Source organism: Synergistota bacterium (genome assembly GCA_021159885.1).
Taxonomy (GTDB): domain Bacteria; phylum Synergistota; class GBS-1; order GBS-1; family GBS-1; genus AUK310.
Genome location: JAGHDO010000010.1, coordinates 1 through 14,185 on the forward strand (window position 1 = coordinate 1; position 14,185 = coordinate 14,185).

Annotated in this window: 20 protein-coding genes; 1 reads left to right on the forward strand and 19 read right to left on the reverse strand. The window is 44.3% G+C overall.

All coding sequences use genetic code 11. The features are described 5' to 3' along the window. Window positions 1–99 precede the first annotated feature (99 nt). From J7M13_00565 to murJ, 3 genes are read right to left on the reverse strand one after another with little or no spacing between them, the layout of a single operon-like run. Complete coding sequence (locus J7M13_00565; GenBank protein MCD6362485.1) at window positions 100–756, reverse strand: TrkA family potassium uptake protein; 657 nt, start codon at window positions 754–756, stop codon at window positions 100–102. Between the two features lie 10 nt (window positions 757–766). Further along, window positions 767–2,050, reverse strand: a complete 1,284-nt coding sequence (locus J7M13_00570) for a potassium transporter Trk (protein ID MCD6362486.1) — start codon at window positions 2,048–2,050, stop codon at window positions 767–769. Window positions 2,051–2,108: 58 nt separating this feature from the next. After that, window positions 2,109–3,626 carry a murein biosynthesis integral membrane protein MurJ gene (gene murJ / locus J7M13_00575; GenBank protein MCD6362487.1) on the reverse strand — a complete coding sequence of 506 codons (1,518 nt, stop codon included), beginning with the start codon at window positions 3,624–3,626 and terminating at the stop codon, window positions 2,109–2,111. 35 nt (window positions 3,627–3,661) lie between these two features. Between murJ and hycI the strand changes: the two genes are divergently transcribed. Beyond that, window positions 3,662–4,111: a hydrogenase maturation peptidase HycI gene (hycI, locus tag J7M13_00580; GenBank protein MCD6362488.1), complete on the forward strand. Its 450-nt coding sequence runs from the start codon at window positions 3,662–3,664 to the stop codon at window positions 4,109–4,111. On the opposite strand, the gene J7M13_00585 is transcribed toward hycI, so the two are convergent. From J7M13_00585 to J7M13_00660, 16 genes are read right to left on the reverse strand one after another with little or no spacing between them, the layout of a single operon-like run. Next, window positions 4,098–4,499, reverse strand: coding sequence for a 4Fe-4S binding protein (locus tag J7M13_00585; protein MCD6362489.1), 402 nt, complete (start codon window positions 4,497–4,499; stop codon window positions 4,098–4,100). The genes hycI and J7M13_00585 overlap by 14 nt on opposite strands. A 24-nt stretch (window positions 4,500–4,523) precedes the next feature. Next, window positions 4,524–5,510 (reverse strand): NADH-quinone oxidoreductase subunit H, encoded by a 987-nt coding sequence (locus tag J7M13_00590; protein MCD6362490.1) that lies wholly within the window; start codon window positions 5,508–5,510, stop codon window positions 4,524–4,526. Beyond that, window positions 5,507–6,739, reverse strand: a complete 1,233-nt coding sequence (locus tag J7M13_00595) for a nickel-dependent hydrogenase large subunit (protein ID MCD6362491.1) — start codon at window positions 6,737–6,739, stop codon at window positions 5,507–5,509. The genes J7M13_00590 and J7M13_00595 overlap by 4 nt, the downstream gene beginning before the upstream one ends. An 8-nt stretch (window positions 6,740–6,747) precedes the next feature. Next, window positions 6,748–7,275, reverse strand: a complete 528-nt coding sequence (locus J7M13_00600; protein ID MCD6362492.1) for an NADH-quinone oxidoreductase subunit C — start codon at window positions 7,273–7,275, stop codon at window positions 6,748–6,750. 2 nt (window positions 7,276–7,277) lie between these two features. Beyond that, window positions 7,278–7,718, reverse strand: coding sequence for an NADH-quinone oxidoreductase subunit B family protein (locus tag J7M13_00605; GenBank protein ID MCD6362493.1), 441 nt, complete (start codon window positions 7,716–7,718; stop codon window positions 7,278–7,280). A 13-nt stretch (window positions 7,719–7,731) separates the two neighbouring features. Next, on the reverse strand, window positions 7,732–8,067 hold the full coding sequence (locus tag J7M13_00610; protein ID MCD6362494.1) for a hydrogenase: 336 nt from the start codon (window positions 8,065–8,067) through the stop codon (window positions 7,732–7,734). 2 nt (window positions 8,068–8,069) lie between these two features. After that, window positions 8,070–9,635 carry an NADH:ubiquinone oxidoreductase gene (locus J7M13_00615; protein ID MCD6362495.1) on the reverse strand — a complete coding sequence of 522 codons (1,566 nt, stop codon included), beginning with the start codon at window positions 9,633–9,635 and terminating at the stop codon, window positions 8,070–8,072. Then, entirely contained in the window at window positions 9,635–9,946 is a 312-nt protein-coding gene (locus J7M13_00620; GenBank protein ID MCD6362496.1) for an NADH-quinone oxidoreductase subunit K, read from the reverse strand. Before J7M13_00620 ends, J7M13_00615 begins: the two co-directional genes overlap by 1 nt. 29 nt (window positions 9,947–9,975) lie before the next feature. Beyond that, a complete protein-coding gene (locus tag J7M13_00625) occupies window positions 9,976–10,458 on the reverse strand; it encodes a sodium:proton antiporter (GenBank protein ID MCD6362497.1) in 483 nt (160 codons plus the stop codon). Between the two features lie 2 nt (window positions 10,459–10,460). Continuing rightward, entirely contained in the window at window positions 10,461–10,730 is a 270-nt protein-coding gene (locus tag J7M13_00630; protein ID MCD6362498.1) for a hypothetical protein, read from the reverse strand. Between the two features lie 2 nt (window positions 10,731–10,732). Next, window positions 10,733–10,969, reverse strand: coding sequence for a DUF4040 domain-containing protein (locus J7M13_00635; GenBank protein ID MCD6362499.1), 237 nt, complete (start codon window positions 10,967–10,969; stop codon window positions 10,733–10,735). 3 nt (window positions 10,970–10,972) lie between these two features. Beyond that, the gene (locus tag J7M13_00640; protein ID MCD6362500.1) at window positions 10,973–11,329 is read right to left on the reverse strand and encodes a monovalent cation/H(+) antiporter subunit G; all 357 of its coding nucleotides are present in this window, start codon (window positions 11,327–11,329) and stop codon (window positions 10,973–10,975) included. Between the two features lie 4 nt (window positions 11,330–11,333). Further along, window positions 11,334–11,600, reverse strand: a complete 267-nt coding sequence (locus J7M13_00645) for a cation:proton antiporter (protein ID MCD6362501.1) — start codon at window positions 11,598–11,600, stop codon at window positions 11,334–11,336. Further along, complete coding sequence (locus tag J7M13_00650) at window positions 11,597–12,112, reverse strand: Na+/H+ antiporter subunit E (GenBank protein ID MCD6362502.1); 516 nt, start codon at window positions 12,110–12,112, stop codon at window positions 11,597–11,599. The genes J7M13_00645 and J7M13_00650 overlap by 4 nt, the downstream gene beginning before the upstream one ends. 53 nt (window positions 12,113–12,165) lie before the next feature. Continuing rightward, window positions 12,166–13,047, reverse strand: a complete 882-nt coding sequence (locus J7M13_00655) for a PhzF family phenazine biosynthesis protein (GenBank protein MCD6362503.1) — start codon at window positions 13,045–13,047, stop codon at window positions 12,166–12,168. A 25-nt stretch (window positions 13,048–13,072) separates the two neighbouring features. Next, the gene (locus J7M13_00660; GenBank protein ID MCD6362504.1) at window positions 13,073–14,161 is read right to left on the reverse strand and encodes an ABC transporter ATP-binding protein; all 1,089 of its coding nucleotides are present in this window, start codon (window positions 14,159–14,161) and stop codon (window positions 13,073–13,075) included. Window positions 14,162–14,185 lie beyond the last annotated feature (24 nt).

A 14,185-nucleotide genomic window follows, 5' to 3' on the forward strand; every position in this document is an offset into this window, starting at 1 on the left:
TATTTAGGTAGCAAAGATGTATTTCCTAGAGCTATAAAAAGCATTCGAAAATTTATTGATACCAAAAACTCACTCTATGCAACTAAAAACAAAGGATCTTTAAGAGAATTCCTTAAATTTCTTTATGTCCTCCGGAAAGCCGGCAACTATGAGCTTATCTCCCTCATGAAGCTGTGTACTCCCACGCGGAAAGACAAAGGACTCTCCCCTTCTAACGAGAAGAACTATTATGTTGTAGGTTGAGCTGAAATTAAGCTCTGCCAAAGTTTTCCCGCACAAGCTCTTAGGAGCAGGAAGCTCACCTATAAGGAACTTGCCACCCAAAGCCGTAAAATCGCTTATCCATGGATGCACTATTATCTCGGCGAGCCTTTGCCCCATGTCCCTCTCAGGGAAAATAACTCTATGAGCCCCAACGCGTGCTAAAACTCTCGCATGAAGAACGTTATTAGCCCTCGCTATAACCCGCGGAACCTTAAGATCTCTCAAAATAGAAGTCGTTAAAACGCTCGCTTCTATGTTCTCCCCTATAGTTACTACGGCAACATCGCATTCCTTCACGCCAGCTTTAATAAGCGCATCGGGATCAGTAGAGTCAAGCTGCACCGCAATATCAACTATATCCGCTATTTCCTCAACCCGAGCTCTTACCTTATCGACTCCTATAACCCTTTGCTCGAATTCCACGAGCTTCCTGGCAAGAGCACTACCAAACCTTCCCAAACCTATTACCATAACGCTCTTTCTATCCAAAATACTCCCCTCCTTATCCAACCGGGATATGCTCTTCCGGGAACGATATTCTGGGTTCCCTTTTACGCTTACTTAATCCCCAAACGAAGGTGATAATTCCCACTCTCCCCCACAGCATAAGAACGACAAGCACCAGCTTTGATCCTGCCTTAAGATGAGACGTTATTCCCAAGGACAAACCAACCGTGCTTAACGCTGAAATAGATTCAAACATTATCCCAAAATAGTTTCTTCCCTGAAACGCGTAAATGATAAGACTTCCTATCCAAGCGGCTACTAAGTAAAGAAGAGCTATGGTCAACGCCTTTTCCACGGAAGTAAAAGGAATTCTTTTATTAAAAACCCTCGTTTCCTCCCTTCCCATTAAATTCTTAAGAGCGGAAGCTAAAAGAACCGCAATCGTTGTTGTTTTTATACCACCCCCTGTTGAACCCGGAGAAGCCCCTATAATCATCAAGATGCAAAAAAGAACCAAAGAAGGAGAAGAAAAGAAGCACAGAGGAACGAGATTAAAACCCGCGGTTCTCGGAGTAGATGAATGAAAGAGAAACATAAGGAATTTCTCCCACGGCGAAAATCCCTCAAAGCCGGGATTGCCTATATTAAAAAGCTCAAGAAGAACTGCTCCGAGCAATACGAGAAACAGGGTGGAATAAATAACCACCTTGGAGTAAGCACTAAGCTTTTTCCTCCCTCCGAAAACTCTCTCCCAAATTTCCGTCAGGACAGGAAAGCCAAGTCCTCCAGCTATAAAAAGAAACATCACCACGCTAAAAAGATAAGGAAAATTGTTAAACTCCATAAGATTCCAGCTATAAATGGAAAATCCCGCGTTGCAAAAAGCACTTATACTATGAAAAAGAGCGCTATAAAGCGCTTTACCTACGGGCACTCCCTTCAAAATAAGCCCGGTTCCCAAAAGCAGAAAGCCCAGCAACTCAAATATAAAGGTAAAAATCAGCACTTTTTTAACGATTTCCTTTACACCGCTTGGGCTTTCTCTCCCCAAACTATATGCAGTTATAAGTTTCATTCTCAGCTCTCCCTCTCCCCTTAAGGCATAAGCCAGAACGCTCGAAAGGCTCATTATCCCGAGACCGCCTATCTGAATAAGGATCAGAATTATGATCTGACCCCATACCGTAAAATCAGATCCGGTATCGCAGACAACGAGACCGGTAACGCAAACCGCAGATGTGGCGGTGAAAAGGGAATCTATCCAAGATATACCTTTGCTTGCCCAACTTCCCTTAAGGAGAAGCGTCCCCACTACTATGGCTAAGATAAAGATGAGCAAAAGCGCTCGCTCAGGAGAAAAAGAGGTATACGCTCTAAATTTCCTCAGAGTACATCACCTACTTTCCGATAAGACCTCGCAATCTGTTTATAAATACCCGAGCCTCCTCGATTCCCAGTTTTTCGCACATCCATATATATGTTAATGCCATCGGAAAAGACAACAGAACGCCAATTAGACCTCCCAAAAGCCTGTTTATAAAAAGCAGAGCGATCCCCAAAATTACGGATGGAAAAAGCAAAACCCCAAGGAAGCGGACCAATCTAAAGTTAACCTTATAATAACTAAGAAGTTTCCATCTGAGCAAGCAAAAATTTACGGCAAAAGCAACCGAGGTAGCTAGCGCAAGACCTGGCGGACCAAAAATTTTACCAAATAGGAAGTTAAGGATAACATTGATAAAAACAACCAAAATACTTATGAAAACCGGGGTTCTGGTGTTCTTAAGAGCGTAAAAGCTCCTCAGCAAGATATGAGTTAAGCCCGCGAAGGCAAGTCCAAGAGAATAGAATTTCAGCGTCATGGAGGTATTCTTAAAAGCCCAGTGCGTAAAAGAACCGCGATAGAAAATAAGTTTTATCAGATCACCGGAAAAAAGGAAAAGAAAGATTGAGGCAGGCACCATCACAAAAAGCGCAAGCTTTAAGGCTGACGAGAGAGTTTCCTCAAATTCTTCCATACTTTCAGCAAGGGCATCTCTCGAAAGGAGGGGAAGAGCGACCGTGGAAAAGGAAACGGCAAAAATTCCCATTGGAAGCTGATAAAGCCTAAAAGCATAGTTTAAAACCGAAATACCACCTGGAGAAATTAAAGATGCTATTATCTTATCAGCGAGATTCTGAACTTGATTTATAGCCAACCCAAGAGTGAGAGGCAGCATCATCAAGCATATTTTTCTTAACCCCTCATCTTTTAAATCTATAATCGGGTGGAATTTCCAGCCGAGCTTTCTAACCCATATCATTTGAAATATCCATTGAAGAGCGCCACCAATTGTAGCTCCCAAAGCAACGGAATATATTCCAAGGGATTTGTAAAAGAAAAGGGAGAGAGCTATAATTGAAATATTGAAAAATATAGGAGCTATTCCAGGGATAAAGAAATTCCCAAAGGAATTCAGTATTCCCATCGAAAGCGCAGCGAAGCTTATAAAAGCTATAAATGGAAGTGTTACTTTAGAGAGAGATAAGCAAAGGTGATATACCTGAGGAGAAAATCCGGGAGCTAAGCCTTTAACCAAATAGGGAAGTATAAGATATCCTATAAAAAGCAACGCTAAAAATAAGACCAAAAGCGTGGACAGAAGAAGATTAAATAAACGCCATGCGCTATTTCTTCCTTCTTTAACCAGACGCTCATTGAAAACCGGAATGAATGAAGAGCTTAAAGCACCTTCAGCGAGAAGCTGGCGAAGCAGATTAGGAACGAGAAAAGCTATCAGAAAAGCATCGTATATCGGCGTGGCACCGAAAAGATATGCCATAACGCTTTCTCTTACGAGCCCGAGGATTCTGCTTAGCATGGTGCCCATCATCATAAAAAGAGCGCCGGAAAGTATTTCTTTCTTTCTTTTCATAACCCTATTAATCAAAAGAAAGGGGTGATCCCGAGCTGAAAAAAATCTTACTCGGCGTCGGAAATGAGCTCCTCGGAGATGACAGCGTAGGACCGTGGATTGCAGAAGCTATTAATGGCAAAAAAGGCTGGAGAGGAATAAACGCTGGGACCGCTCCTGAGAACTTCTCGTCCCTCCTAAGAAGGGAAAAACCCGATCTGCTCGTTATAGTGGATGCTACTGAGATGAACCTGCCACCAGGTGAGTTCAGAATTATACCACGCTCCCTTATACCAAAACTGACCTATTTTTCCACACATACGCTCTCGCTTGCCTTTTTAATAGACGCTCTCAAAGAGGAAATAAAAAACATCATTTTTATAGGAATACAACCCAAGGCGATTGCCTTGGGTTGCCCTATTTCTAAAGAAGCTCTCTCTGGAGCAGGGAAGCTCCTTAATATACTTGTTTCTGAAAACCCTTTCGATAAAATTACTTCACTATAAGCTCCTCTGAATACTTGTCGTAATCCGAAAGCAGAAATTCTGGACTCATATTAAGGCACTTTACGGGACATATATCATTACACTGAGAGCAAAAGCAGCAACGAGATATGTATATCTTTACCTTCTTCTCCTCGGGAATAAACTCAATAGCATCCGCGGGACATACCCTTATACATTGTCTACAGCCTATACACTTGTCTCTATCATAAACGATCTTACCCCTGAAATCCGGTGGTGTCTCTACAGGTGGAACTATCTTTATCTGACCCTTCTCAACGCCCTCAAGAAATTCAAGTATGGAATCGGGAGCATACCTTGCCGGAAATAGATTAGTCTCCGGTCCTCCGAAAAGCTGCCTGAAGAGCTCAACTATCATAGGAGTAGCCATTTTGAGCAAACACCTCCCATAAAACTAAACCAGATAGTCGCAAACCACAAGGAGCAATCCAACCATACTGGTTAAAAGCAAAGGAAACCAGTATAGTCTCGCAACCTGATCTACCTTTAGACGGGCAAATGCTACTCTGGTCAAGGTAATGGATATAAGCATGAGAGCCAGTACCTTAAGCCAGAAGAAAATAAAGTCTATTATACCAGCGCCAACTCCTGAGATTCCAAGGGCAGAAGATATATTCCAAGGGAAGAAAAGATTTACAATGAGCGCAGTCATGGCAAGCGTCTTGACTCCATCAGCTATATAAAAGAGAGCATAGTTTCTGCCCGAATACTCCACCATTATACCTTCCGCTATTTCCGTCTCAGCCTCCGCGATATCAAACGGTATTTTACCAAGCTCAGCAGGAGCAACTATAAAGATAGTTATCAGTATGAGAATCACACCCAGTATTCCAAGAACCCCCATAGTCGACCACACAGGATGCGCAACATAGGTATAAAGCGAAAAGGCAGGCAAACTCGGGAAAACCTTAGAGTAATACCACGCCAGAGCTATTATAGCGGCAGAAAGAGGGAACTCATAGCTCATCAAAAGCACCATTTCTCTTTGAGCACCAACCGTAGCAAAGGGAGAACCGGAGGCAAATCCACCTGCAACCAGAGCGATAGCTGCAACGGTAAAGAGGTAAATTATCAGTATTATGTCCCCTCTGTCTCCCAGAAGAGGCGGAAGACTTCCCATCGGCTGATAAAAGAGCAAGCTAACCCCCGCAAGAAGCCCCAACCAAGGTGCGCCGTTGAATATCCATGGAACTGCGTTTTCCGGCACGATATTTTCCTTCTGTAGAAGTTTTATAACATCATAGAAAGGCTGAATTATCGGAGGACCATACCTTGCCTGAAAGCGAGCCGCTATCTTTCTATCGATACCTTTATATAAGAGCCCCAAGAACATAACCCATATAGAGAGAAGCACCGTCAACAAAATCTTAAGAGCTATCATCTTTTCTTCAACCTCCTCGTTTTGCGAACGCTTAGCTCATGAAGCTCCTTATGGGTAAGAACCTCCTTCCTGCCAGAAGGATAGATAAAGGTAGCTCTATTCAAACATGACAGGCACGGGTCGGTCGAAGCAACTATAATGGGTATATCTGCCACCTCCGCATCTTTAAACATAGGAACCCACGGAAGAAGATTATTGTATGTTGGAGCTCTAACCTTCCAAACCGCGAGATTCTCACTGCCGGGAACAAACTTAACATAGTGAACATCCTCTCCACGAGGCGCTTCATGCCTTCCCACCGCTTCCCCCTCTCCCCTCTTGATAAGAGCGAGAAGCTTAACCAGATTCTTCTCGTACAGTATATCGCCCTCCGGCATCTCCGTTAAAGCTCTATCGATAAGATCTACGGACTGATCCACCTCTAACAAACGCACAACTATTCTATCGTAGACATCGCCCTTTACCTCTCCCGTATACATATCAGGCGTTATCGCTCTCACGCTGAGATCAGCATAGGCTATGTAAGGTTGATCCTGTCTTACATCCTTAGGGACACCAGATGCCCTTAAGGTGGGACCAACTGCGCACAAAGATAGAGCCTCTTCTCTTGTCAACACTCCTACATCTCGGGTTCTTAACGCAACCGTTGGATCCTCAAGCAGTAAAAACTTCAGCCTCTCAGAAAGCGTTCTATAGTAATCGAGACATTTTCTTATCTCGTGATAATCCTCCTTCTTTATGTCTCTTCTAACGCCCCCTATTTGAACGATCGCGTAATTTACCCTGTTTCCAGTAACCCTTTCCAATATATCCATGACGTTTTCTCTAACCTTCCATATAAGCATAAACGCAGAATCAAATCCTATCTCATGAGCAGCGACACCAGCCCAGAGAAGGTGAGAATGAATCCTTTCAAGCTCAGCAACTATAAGTCTTATATATTGAGCACGGGGCGGAACCTCTATATTAAGGGCTCTCTCAACCGCAAGAGCGAGAGCCAAGGAGTGAGTTACAGAGCAGATACCGCATATTCTTTCTGCGAGATATAGGTTCTGAATAGGGTTCCTACGCATTCCCATCCACTCTATTCCCCTATGAACCTGCCCCGCATATATCCTAACGCTTTTTACCCTCTCTCCATCTATCTCAAACTGAAACTCTATAGGCTCCTTAAGGGCTGGATGAATGGGTCCCACCGGAATGTTATAACCATAGCTTGCTTTAGCCATCCTCAAATTCACCTCACTTCGTTCAGCTTTCTGACGAGAGAATCGGGCCCTTTCTCGTCCCTTCTCCATGGATATATGCCCTCTGGGAAGTCATCCGCAAGAAATACATGTCTCCTTTCCGGCAGATCCTCGTATATTACTCCAATCATCTCCTCCTTCTCCTGCTCGGTTATCAAAGCTCCAGGTATAAGATGACTGATACAAGGAAGCCTGGGATTCTCCTTCGGAACCTTCACTCTAACATTGATTTGAATCTCCCTATTGAAATCTCCACCATATATGGCAAGATGGTATAAGACCGCTATTTCCTCTCCCAAATCTTCGGCGGAAGCGACCATTGCATGAGGAGTTTCATCGAGCTCCATAAGAATTTTGACGAAATCTGGCAGCGCCCTGGGATCGATCTCCACCCATAGCTCTCTACACTCCACCTTCTTAACGCCAGATGTCCAGCTCCTTATCTCCCCATTTTTAAAGCTATCCCCGAGTCTCTCCCTAAGAAGCGAAAGGAGTTCCTCGACTTCGAGAAACTTCATCTTTAAGCTGCCACCTCCTCGCCCTTGCGCAGTTTCTCAAGCTTGACCCATGCCTTAACGACACCGTGTATTATAGCTTCGGGACGTGGAGGGCAACCCGGAACGTAAACGTCCACAGGAATTATGTTATCCACAGGACCAAGCAGATTATAAGATTCGTAAAAGACGCCACCCGTGCTTCCACAGCTACCTATTACTATAACGACCTTGGGATCCGGAACCTGTTCATAAATTCTCTTGAGCTTATCTGCCATTTTCCTCGTCACTGGACCTGTAACGAGAAGAACATCCGCATGCCGCGGCGTTCCAACGAGCCTTATCCCAAATCTCTCCAGATCGTGGCGAGGCATTAAAGCTGCCAGTATTTCTATATCGCATCCATTGCACGATCCGCTGTTGAAATGAAAGACCCACAAAGATTTATGAAAATACTCATTTATCATATTATCGCCCTCCCTAAACGATCAGGATAATGAAGCTGACGAGAGCAAGTATTCCAATGAACCAGCCAACATAATCAGACAGCACACCGGTATGGGACTCTATTAGGGGATCATAATAACCTTTAAGCGCCTCAACAAATCCCCAATATATATTGCTTGCTCTTACGTGAACTTCTCCCTTCTCCGGCTCAGGATGGCCACACAAGAATGGCTTATCCTGCTCCGTCCCCTTCCTGTAATCCTTCCTACCCTTGCTCCATATCCAGTAGACGATAATAGCTGCCAGTGCTACGCTAACCAACCAAACTATAGGATCCCAAAATCCTTGACCGGTCTTTATGAGCGTCATCCTTACATCCCTCCCATTACTTTAGATATATAAGATGCCTGATTCACAAGCGCCTTTGCAGCTGGATCGACTATGCTTTTGACAATAAGATCGGGGAATAATCCGAAGAAGATAACCACAAACGCCAAAACTCCCATACCGATTAACATGCTCTTGGGCACTTCCTTAACATTCTTATACTCAGGTAGCTGAGGTCCCAGAAAAGCGCTCTGGAATATCTTAACGAACGAAGCGAGAGTAAGAACGCTGACTATCATGGCGATAATGGAAAGCAGTGGGTTAAACCTGTAAACCGACTCATATATCATAAGCTTGGAGGCAAATCCATTAAATGGGGGTAACCCTGCTATGGCAGCAGCTCCAATTATAAAGTACACGGTAGTCCACGGCATGTTATGAGCCAAGCCCCCAAGCTTATTTAAATCTCTCGTTCCTGCCCTGAAGAATATGGCTCCTGCGGTTAAAAAGAGCAGTCCCTTATACATAGCATGATTTATTATGTGAAAGATTCCACCTTTCATAGCCATAATCCCATAGCTTTTTAGCGCTATGGGATTTCCAAGAACTGCAAGTCCCACTCCCACACCGAGAAGCATGTATCCCGTCTGAGAGATAGCGTGGAACGCCATCAATCTCTTTATCTCCTTTTGAACGAGAGCCATAGTAACTCCTATGAACATAGATAAAACCCCGAAAATTATGACCATCCATCCAACGGTCAGAGTTGACATTTTAACGCCAAATAAGCTGAAGCAAACCCTGAAAAGACCGTAGAGACTTGCCTGACTAACGCTAACCAAAACAGCCGTAACTGATGCGGGAGCCTCAGCATACGCATCGGGGAGCCACATGTGAAGCGGAACCGCTCCACACTTCATCGCAAGTGAAACCAGAAGAAGAGCAAGCGCTATTTTATCTGCCCACGAGAAACTCATCTTTTTAGCTATAGCTGCGAAGTTAAGCGCATCGTATTTGCCGTAAAGAAAGCCAACCGCTATAAGAACAAACATAGCCCCTAAGCTACTGATTACCATGTACTTTATAGAAGCCTCAAGAGACTCAGCCTGATAAAACCTGAAAGCTATCAGAGCAAAGGAAGCTATGGAAGATATCTCAAGAAATACAAAGAAGTTAAAGGCATCACCGGTGAGCTCCATCCCAAGCATACCAACTACCATAAGCAGGAAAAGAATATAATATCTATCCGAACCAGTTTCCTTCTCCAAAAAGGCTATCGAATATATCGCTCCGGCAAGAGCAGCTATCGTACCGGAAAGCGCCATGAAAGCGCTCATCCCATCAACCTCAAGGATGATTCTAATAGGTATTTTCATCCCCGAAGGAAGGGAGAGCGAAGGAAGCATCGCACCGAGAACATAAATCTGAGGACCAAGAGAAACGACTCTCTTAAATAGCAAGATCATTGCTATTAGAGAGAAAATGAGCGAACCAACCGTTAAACCCTCTTTGGCATATCTTCCTCCTCCAAGCTTGCTAATCAGTGGAATCAAAAAGGCCGCAAACAGAGGGATCGCTATTACGAGTATCGGTAAATGCTCCATACCCATCACCCTCTCAGTCTCCTCATTTCCCTAACATCCAAAGTCCCATAATGTTTGTAAGCCATAATGATAAGACTGAGTAAAAGTGCAGTGGTAGCAAGACCTATAACTATGGCAGTTAGGGTCAAAGCTTGAGGAGTTGGGAGAACCATCTTCTTGCCCGCTGGAGCCATGGTATATATCGGAGCTACCGCTCCCTTAACATATCCCAGTGTAATTAGAAAAAGGTTAACCGCAGACTCAACTATCGTGAGGCCTATGGCGATCTTTATGAGATTCCTATTAAACAGGATCGCGTATAAGCCCAGCCCCAACATAAGGGCAACCGCGATAAAAGGTATATACTTCACTCTTTATGCACCTCGCTTTCCCTTCTAACGATCTTGAGATAGATACCAAGAAACATAAAGAAGAGAATCAGGCTTATTCCTCCAAAAACCTCGAGACCAACCGCCACATTCATAGGAGGAAGCGTCCCCGCAGTATTTATATCCCCGTTGTTTATGCCAGGAGGGACGGGATTTCCGAATATCCCTCCAGAATTGGCGAGAAAGTTGTAGAAGAAAGTTGCAGCTATACCAAGAAAGGCAAGGGATATGAAGAGCAATAACCCGCTACTCTCTATAACGGAGAGAAGCTTTTCTTTGTACTTGCGTAGGAATTCTTCCTTTGAAAAAGCAATTAAGAATAGCGCCGTTGAGGAGGCTATAACCGCTCCTCCCTGAAATCCTCCGCCAGGGGTTAGATGCCCGTGTATGACCACATAAAATCCAAAGACCAGAACTCCCCAGAATATAAGTGCAGTTATGGTTCTAACTATCTTCGACATTCTCACTTTTTCATCACTCCCCTGAATACCGCAGTTACTCCAACAACCGCAGTGAAAAGAACCGTAGCTTCTCCAAGCGTATCAAAACCACGGTAGTCAAACACTATAGAGGTAACGACATTATTCGCCGCAACTTCCTTCTGAGCATTTTTGATGAAATATCCATCCATATCAGTCTGTAAAGGCTCTCCAAAAGGGTGAATTGTAAGAACTCCCCACATCACTACCAGGAAAAAGAATATAAACGAAACCCATTTTAAAGCCTTTCCCATCTTCAATCCCTCCTAACCCCTCTCAGCGCGAATATGAATATGGCTGTGGTCAACCCTGCTCCTATGCCAGCTTCCGCTATGGCAACGTCGGGTGCCTGAAGGAGATAAAACTCGAGCGACAGGATAAGGCTCATGGCGGCAAGCGCTATAACAGAGCCGATGAGGCTCCTCAGGAAAACCGCGAGATAAGCGGCTAAAACTAAAGCAAGCAAGGTGAAGAAATGAGCCCAGTATTCCATCTCTCACCACTTCCCTTCTTTTTCGGCTAACCTATCAACCACGGCTCTCTTAGGCATAACCCCGCTTCTGTGAGCAGCCCTTGCTATAGCATGTGCACCAGTGGGATTGGTTAAAAGGAGAGCTACAAGAGCAACGATAGCATGAATGGCAAGGACGCCAAACCTCGCCTCACCGGAAACTGCCCACTTTGTAAATCCGTAAACTATAACTCCAAGCGAGGTAAATATGGACCCAAAAGTCGTCGTTTTAGTGGCTCCATGAAGACGGGTATACACATCCGGAAAGCGAAAGAGAGCAATAGCACCGAGGCAGTTAAAGGCAACACCAATGATAAGAAATAGAATTATAAGTCCAACCATCGCTTTATAACCCCCTTTCAATATAGCGAGCGATAAACAGCGTAGTTATAAATGACAGAAGGGCATAAACTATCGCTATATCCACATATATAACCTCGTCAAACGCAGCTCCAAACACTATCATAGCAGCAACAACGTAGGTATTAAGCGTGTCCAGCCCTACAACCCTATCGGGAATGGTAGGTCCCAGAGCTGATCTTCCCAGCGCAAAGAACCCAAAGATAACCAACAAAACGCCTACAGCCATAAACCAGCTTGTCATCTCCATCATTCCACAATCCTCCTTGCCCACTTGGGAAATGTTCCGCAAACATCCTTAGGTTCCGGCGTGGTGGTCTTAACATCAATCCAGTGGACGTAAAGCTCGTTCTCCTTTTCATCAACGTCAACGCTCAACGTACCCGGAGTTAAAGTTATGGAATTAGCTAAAAGAGTAAGAGCCATATCCTTCTTCAATCCCGTTTTAATTTTGACTATCCCCGGGTTTATCTCTCCCGTTATAACCCTCATCGCGACATCTATGTTCGCCTTTGCCATTGCGGTAAAAAACGGCACGCAGACATAATAAATAAATAAACCCCACTTATAGGGATTTAACAAGGATGCGGGAACATATTCGCCAAAAACCCTGCTTCCAGCCAAACCAGCTATCACTGCGACCGGAAGCCCTATAACCAGCTCCTTGACGCTCCAAAGTCCAACGTCCCCGCCACCAGCTGTTAAAACTAAATAAAACAGATATGATAAAATTGTTACTGCGACATAAGCTCCCACCTTTTTCATCCCTCCCTTCGATCAAGGAAGCTCCCAAAGGGCTATTTTACCATATGATGCCATTATATGAAAACACCTTTAGCAATCTTTACTACCTTGCCTCCAACAAATATATCTATTTTTTCACCATTCTTCCTCGCTTTTAGATAAATCAGCGACGGCCTTTTCACTTCGTGCCCCTGTCCAACCCTAAGATCTATCTCATCGCTGCCAAAATAGCGATATTTACATAAATAACCCGCAAGGCAACCATTTCCACTGCCCGTTGCGGGATCTTCGGAGACACCATAATAGTGAGCGAAAACTCGAACGCTCAGGTCGCTTTCTCTTTCTCTCGCCTCTGGACAAAAGGCCAATATCAGCTTAGCGTCAAGTTTTTCTATAAGCTTATAAAGCTTATCCAAATTTATCCTTATCCTCTTCAAGGCACCCAAGCTTTTCAGAGGAACGATTATAAATGGCAAACCAGTTGAAACTTCCTGAACAGGAAACTTTTCATCTATGTCGCTCTCACCTATTCCAAGCACATCTGAAATAACCGCACGCTCAATTATCTCACCGAAGATCGGTGGTTTCTGCCTCATCCAGAGAACTTCTTCTCCCCCCGTTTCCCCGAACACAACCGGTATCTGCCCAACTTTTAAGTTAAGCTTTACTTCCCTAACCGCTTTCCCTATGATTTCTTCCCTTATAATGTAAGCAGTCCCGAGCGTAGGGTGTCCAGCAAACGGAACTTCCGCCTCGGGAGTGAAAATTCTAACATCATAGCCACCGTTTTTCTCCTCGTCTGAGGTGATAAAAGTCGTCTCTGAATAGTTCATCTCCCTTGCGATAAGTCCCATCTCGTCATCGGAAAGATCCCCTGCATTAAGAAAAACCGCAAGCTGATTGCCCGAATATTTTCCACGTGCGAAAACATCCACTATGAAGAAGACTCTTCCCATCGAAAAACGCCCCCTCCCGTATTAATTAAAAGAAAGCCCTTTCAGTCTTTCTACTGAAAAGATGTATTCTCTCAACATCTATGAAGAACTTCACCCGTTCCCCTTCCCTCAATGGAACATCTCCAGGAAGTTTTATAACAATTTTCCCGAAAGAAGCGTTCGCATGAACGACCGTATCGGATCTTAAAGCCTCAACAAAATAAACCTCAGCGTCAAAAGGAACGCTATTTTTCTCCTCCCTGAGATATATATGCTCAGGCCTTATCCCGAAGATCAAGCTCTCCTCCCCGCTCTCTAAAAGCTCCCCCTTTCGATCCGTAGGAACTGGTACTCTAAGCCCATCAGCAATTATAAAGAGTTCATCATTCTCATTAACTAAGCCTACACTTATGAAGTTCATCTGTGGAGAACCTATAAAGCCAGCAACGAAAAGATTAGCAGGACGATGATATATTTCCTCCGAGGTGCCTATCTGCTGCAACCTTCCATCCCTTAAGACCGCTATCCTGTCTCCCATAGTCATAGCTTCGACCTGATCATGGGTTACATATATAGTGGTTACCTTTAACCCCTCCTGAAGTTTCTTTATCTCGCTTCTCATTTTAACTCTTAAAAGCGCATCTAAATTCGAGAGAGGTTCGTCCATAAGCAATACGCTGGGCTCCACCACTATGGCTCTCGCAACTGCTACTCTCTGGCGTTGTCCTCCAGAAAGCTGATGAGGATATCTCTCGAGGAGCTCTGAGATATTAAGTAGCTCGGAAGCCCATTTGACCTTCTTATCTATCTCGCTTTCTTCCACCTTCTTTATTTTAAGAGGAAAGGAAATATTCTCCCTCACGGTAAGATGAGGCCACACCGCATAGTTTTGAAAAACCATGGATATATTTCTATCCTTCGGAGGAAGATCAGTAACATCCCTGTTATCGAAGAATATTTTGCCAGATGTAACCTCTTCAAGCCCAGATATGCATCTTAAAAGTGTGGTCTTCCCACACCCCGATGGACCGAGAAGAACGACAAATTCTCCCCTCTCTATCTCCAAGCTGACTCTATCAACCGCAAGGGTCTTGCCAAACCTCTTAGTAACCTCTTTAAGTATAACCTTGACCATAGCTTAGCCTACCTCCCAAATAAG